This window comes from Elusimicrobiota bacterium (assembly GCA_016788905.1).
Taxonomy (GTDB): Bacteria; Elusimicrobiota; Elusimicrobia; order FEN-1173; family FEN-1173; genus JADKHR01.
Genome location: JAEURZ010000040.1, coordinates 1 through 5,809 on the forward strand (window position 1 = coordinate 1; position 5,809 = coordinate 5,809).

General features: G+C 49.4%; 1 protein-coding gene. It reads left to right on the forward strand.

What is annotated here, in order from left to right; all coding sequences use genetic code 11:
* Positions 1-5,758 (forward strand): hypothetical protein (locus tag JNK54_10670; GenBank protein ID MBL8024721.1); only part of this gene is annotated, 5,758 nt, incomplete at its 5' end.
* Positions 5,759-5,809: the final 51 nt, after the last annotated feature.

Sequence of the window (5,809 nt, forward strand, 5' to 3'; positions counted from 1 at the left end):
CCAGAAGGCTCTCGCGCTCGAAGCCGGGCTTGATTTTGCCCGGGTGGAACGGGAACGGGCGGCATTGATTGAACAGCTCGTCAAGGTTTTGGACGCCCCGGCCATTGAGCGGTTGGTTTCCGCGTCGTTGCATTATCGTTCGGGTCAGATCAGTTTCAGCGCCTACCACAATCAGTTGAAAGCGTTGGTCAAAGGACGAGGGATCCAATGGTCTGATTATGGGGTTTTTGATCAATACGTGCAGTATGTTCTTCTGGCCGAAAGCATCGATAAGTTTCGTCTCTTTGATGAGTTGGAAGATCTCAAGTCCAAAGCGGTTGCCGTCGCGGGCCGGACGTCGGAAGAAAAAACAGTATTGGGCTTGGCGGAAGATTTGCGTTTGCTGACCCGTCTCGTTCGTCACGAGTTCGGCCCGGTGGAATGGAACGCCTACCGCACACGGCGTGATGATTTGGGGAGCCTGCAGGCCCGGTTGGATACGGTGTTGGGCTTTGAAGTGAAGGGCCCCTCCATGGAAGACGTGGCCCTTTTTGAACGATTTTACCGGGCCGCCGACCAGCGGAACGATTCGTTGGTCAATAACCTTTTGGCCAAGGGCAAGGAAACGAACGCCAAGGTCATGGCCCTGGTGGCCGGCGGGTTCCACACGCCGGAACTGGAAAGCCGTCTTAAAGCGAAAGGTTATTCGGTGGTGACCATCACCCCGCAAATTGGGGAGATCCCCCAAGGGCACGCTTACATGGACATTTTTCTCGTCAAACACATCCCCATCGAAGAATTCCTTGCCGGACAAAAACTTTACCTTTCCCCTTTGCGAACGAATGGCGAAGTCATGGGGGTCACCAACTACACCCAAGATTCGAACGCGGTTAAACGGATAGCTGCGGCGACGTATCGTGCTGTAGGAGAGTCCCAGGGGGACTCGAATACCGATCTGGTCGCGGAGCAGTTTCCCGATGTTCAAACGAACGTGAACACTGCTACTCCTGATGCGGTTACCGTTACAGCTGTTACTGAGGAGAGTTCCGTTCAGGTTACGGTTACCTCCGCGAATGAAGGGGCAACCACACCGGATCGCAACTTAATTGAGTCAGTTGAAGATGCGAATATTCGGGTTGACATGAGGCGTGGCGTTGGTGCGAAGCAAAGTGGTTTTACCGTCATTTCCAACGCAATCAAAAAAGTCGTCATGCCTGTCGTGTCGGTTGTCATGTCAGGGGTCGTGTGGTCGACTCGAGTTCTGGCCGGGGTGGGGGATCTCTCTCAAGCGTTCAAAGAGACTAAAAGTTTTGGCCAAATACTTAATGACTGGATTTTATTTCTTACGCGCGGAACCCGATTGAATATTGTTCCTGATCAGCCTGATTCTCAACCCAAGTCTCCAGAAGTGGGGAGATTAGGAAAAGGCGCAATGAGGCAAGGTGGTGTGATTGATCCTTGGCAGGGTTGGAGTGGTTGGGCGGAACGAATGTCCGTCACGAAGTTTGTCTTTGCATTCCTAAATGAGTTTCGTGTTACGCTTAAATCCCGGCTCGAAATCCCTGTGGACGATTCGCGAACAATATCTATCCCGCTCCGTGGAGCACTATTTTCAGATTTTCCGAATCAAGTAACCTTGCAATTAGGGAAATTAGGTCAGTCCGTCACATTAATTAGGAGGACTCAAGGGGAGGCTGTTGTCCTCCGAAATTCAGAAACAGGGGAAGAGTTGGTTATTAGGCCCTTGGTTCAAGTTCGGCCGGGGACCGTCAATGGGAAGATTCGTCCGGTCAAAACTCTTGGTCTAGGGATTGGTGACTATGTTTACACCGAAACCGAACCAGGTCTTTTTGATGTGGATGGTGGTTGGATAGGAAATTCTCGTTTACTGGAATTCCTAGGAACCAAGGAAATCAAGAACGCATCCAGTCTCTCCTCCGATTTAACGGTTGGACGGGATGGCCGATTTCTTTATGGCTCGGTATTGAACGATCCCCCCTCTTCTTCGGTGGGTGATGGGTGGGTTCCCAGGGTTCCGTTAGCCGTTACTGTAAAGCAAGCCCAGAAATACTTCAAAAAAAATCTCGGGAAATACCGGGAACTAAATTCGAAGCATCGTCTCCAATTTTTACATTCTCTCTCTATCCTTACCAGGTCTCGTGTTTATGAAGGTCACTCTTCTCAAGAAGTATTGGAAAATCGATTGTTGGCGACCACAGCTTTACGTGAAGCGGCTTCCGTGGAAGGGACGACAGGGAACTATGCTTGGTTGGTTGAAAAAACCATGTGGGCGAGTGGTCTTCTGGTGGTAAAATCTGCCAACAGCGGAATGGGGAATCCAAATCTTAATCAGGTAGATCGTGAACAATTCGCGGACGGAATTCCCTTTACGATTAATCAGACAAGCGATTTTGATAAGTTGGCTGAGGTGGCGAAAGGCCTTGTTGCTGGTGGGGATTGGTCAGTCAATTTCATGATCAACATTAAAAACTTTGCCCCGGATACTTATTTGGCGTATCTGGAAGCCCTCGAGGCCCAGTCAGCCCGTTTTAATGGGCATATAACTTTCTTCTTAAGTGTTGAGAAACCCGGAACATTAGCCCATGATTTGCCAGGAGCGACTACGGCCATGCGAAGGATGGCCGATATATTTGGAGATGATTTCTTTACTAAAGAAAATCTTGCCCTCATTACGGATGGCGGCAGTAAAACCCGCGGGGGACCGCCCACAAACGCTCAGCATGGACAGTTTAGCTTAGCTCCATTGCTGCGAATAACACCAGACCACCGATTTCAGGTGACGACCTTTTTGGAAACAAATATTTTGACCACTCTTGTTGCTTGGTTGCAAATGCAGTCCCACGGCCGGTCCACCCTTTTATGGCCCGCATCCGATGGAATTATTTTATTTGGAGCAAACCCTGGGTTTGGTGATAAATCTCTTGCGGCATTACCTGCTCGTTTTATGGCCGCTTCCGGCCCAAAGGTTCAACTCTTTTCTCCCAATGTTGCTCTGAGCATCGTGGAATTTCATAATCGGACAGGAGTAGGTTTGGATCAACTCTTCAATGGGACAGCCCCATCTGCTATTCAATCGGAATTTGACTTAACGTTTAATGGAGACCTGGCCTCTGCCCGAAATATTTTTGAAGAATTAAAATTGGTGGATAAAGGTAATTTTATTCCCAATACAGCGGGAATGATCTTGACTTTTGTGGAAAAGAAGGGATTTAACGTATTGGCTGAAAAAGCTGTTACCCTTGGTGGTGGCAGTATTGTGATGAATATCTTTTTCTTAATGGCGGATAAACAAACTGTCCTTGATCTTCTGGTAAAGAAGTTCCACGGAATGCGGGGCCCTTCTGGAATAAGGATCGGGCAGGAAAAGGTAAGTGTTTTTGACAGGGTTTTTGGTGGCTATACAACGAAAGCCCAAGATAACGCTCTCTCTATTGCAACGATAAACTATTTCGAAGAGCATGGTGTTTCCATGTTGGGAGTCCACTACGGTGAGGGAGGTTACGGGGGCGATATTGGGAATTTAGACTTAAATGCTCGGGGGCTACGGGAAGTTGTTCAGGACCCAGCCCTTTCCTTCTCGGAAAGGTTTGATAGTGAGAAATTAGTTATCCCAGGAAATGTTAGGGTTCTTTATAATGGGAAACCAATTGATAGTCTTTCTCAAAGGGAAAAAGAAGACGCCCGGTTTATTCTTTCAAACGTCAGGGTTTCTGCCCCGAACTCGGGTACTTTTACTCTTCGATTGGTTCCTGGGAGTGCCATCATTAATTCCCACATTCAGTTTAACGGGAATTTTAAGGGATTTAGTTTGTCCGCTGGAAGCGTCATCATCGATTCCTTAATTGCCGGGCCCGTGACTTTTCATGGGCCCAAAGCTGTCGTCCAAAGTGTTTCTCATTTTGGATTGACAGGGAATTCTGGGGCTCCCCAAACAAGGGATGTGGTTCTCTCTGCGAGTAGACAGGCGGGTTCCCAGTGGGAGCCGGTTGGGGAACTCCATGCGTATGGGGGGGAGACCGTTGTTACTATATTTCTGGCGGGGGAAAAGGATAGCTTTGTTGTGCGTGCCTGGGACATGGATTATAAAGACCCGATTAGAGCTGTTGCTCAGAGTGCATTTCGAAGAAGTTCAATAGAGCATTCACTTTCTAGGCTTAGAGATAACCATCCTAAAATTCTCGGGATTCCTGGGATTAGTGATCAAGCGGCCACCTCAAAGGAAGGGACCCCCTGGGGTCTCTCGCTCTATGAATTACGACTTTTCGCCGGGCACACTTTCGAAGAGGTTAAAGGTCTCCTGGATTCTCTTCGGATTCGGCACCACCACAACGCGGTTCGTGAACCCGTCTCAAGTCAGAAAGAAAAGGCACAATTGATAGGAAAAACGGGTTTAGGAAGTCAACAAGGTGGTTTTCTGAATCTTGACGCTTTTTCAGGGGTTTTCACTAACAAATGGGCGCGGGGAGTGCTTTTGGGGTTGGTTTTGTTGGTCATTTCTCCGGCGGCCGTGGCTGCGCCGGGGGTTGTTTTGGCGGGATTAAGTGGGTGGGATGTGGGGGCGGCCTTCTTGGGGTCCGCGAGTTTGCTGGGGCTTCTGATGGGGGCAATCAAGCTGGTTTCATCGGATAAGAGAACGCTTTTTGAACAGACTGGCCGAGAACCGTTAGGTGAATTGTTAATTCCCCGGGCTCGTGAGCAACTTTTGGATCTGAAGTCCACGACCCATTTCTTGGGGTTAACCTTGGGGAATGATCGGAAAGACGAAATCGAAATAAGTTCCCTCGTTGACCAATTGAGCAATGAGCAATTTACCCTTTATGGCGACGCCAATTGGGCTCAATCTGCTAAGAGGTTTGGCGAATCGGAAGAAATTATTTCTCTGGTTTTAACAACCAGCCGGAACAGTCTGGTTCAGTCTTCCGATGTTATGGCGGGGTCCGCGGGAAATCTGACCGACGCCGTGGGAGCTCTTGTGCCCTCGAAGGCTCAAGCTGTTTATGCTGACCACGCGGTTCGGGCGACTCTGTTGGCGGCTCTTGCGGCCAAAACAGCGAAGGGAGCAGAGATTTATTCTGGGGCTAAAACGAAGATCATGGAGGCCCTCGCTGTCTTTAATGTGGCCCTCTATGGCCAAGAGAAGGGAGGGGCGGTTCAAACCCAGTTGAAGCAACTGGCGGAATTGGCAGATGTCAAACCATCCAATCTGGTTCATGTGGATAACATTCAACCCGGCGTACCAAAAACAATACATGTGGATGAGACATCCGACCGAGCTTATATCCTCAACCTGGTGGAGATGTTGGAGCGGTATTCGTCTGTGGGGGCTCAAAAGGATCTTTTGGTGTCGGGGACAGGACTTATGATTACCCTGGCCCCTGGGATGGAGTCGGGTGAGAACACCGACCTGATCGAACGCCTTAAAGAATTGGGGACTAAAGCCACGGAAGCTGGGCTCCCGATCAATGTTCATCAGGGCGCGATTGGCGACGGGATCTTGAGCATGAATAGCGAGGGGATGGTGGTGGTTAACGTGCTGGAAGTGTTGAATCGCTTAAAAATCAGTCCCAATCAAGGGAATTTAAAAGTTCAACTGATTGCCTCTCCCACGTCTACTGTGGTGTTCAATACGGAAGGATTGCCTGAAAATGTCTTGGTTGAGAAGATCCTGTGGTTGTTGGAAGGCGTTGGTCTTCGAATCTCCACCCAGGAGACCGAAACAGAAATTCGGGCCCTGGTTGCGGCACTTAAAGCGGCGTAAACAGAATCAAGTTTGAAGTCAAACGGCCTCCCCCTGTCTTGGGGGGAGGCC